1 pseudogene is annotated in these 276 nt (G+C 51.4%); it reads left to right on the forward strand.

The features are described 5' to 3' along the window. Nucleotides 1-276: pseudogene (locus tag ACLJNW_RS24815) on the forward strand (hypothetical protein); the annotation flags it as partial.

Here is a 276-nt window from a genome sequence, read left to right on the forward strand (position 1 = left end):
CCATAAACACGCCCGTAACGATAAAAAACGGGACGAAGCCGCGCTATGGCGCATGGTTGACCATTTGCCTCTTTTAGGTACGCCGTTGAATGTGATGATTACGCCCTATGGCGAGGCGCTACGCTTGCGTTATTACATGGCGGCGCTGGCAGAAATTAGCCGCTATCCTCATGTTCAGGCGGTCGGCATACAAACTAACGCCTCTTTTTCGTTAATGTCATTGCTGGAGGCATTTCGTGCTGGCGGCGGAGATATCTCAAAGCTTCGGTTATGGTG

Origin of the sequence: Salmonella sp. SAL4457 (genome assembly GCF_046548235.1) — a bacterium.
In the GTDB taxonomy this organism is placed as follows: domain Bacteria; phylum Pseudomonadota; class Gammaproteobacteria; order Enterobacterales; family Enterobacteriaceae; genus Salmonella; species Salmonella enterica.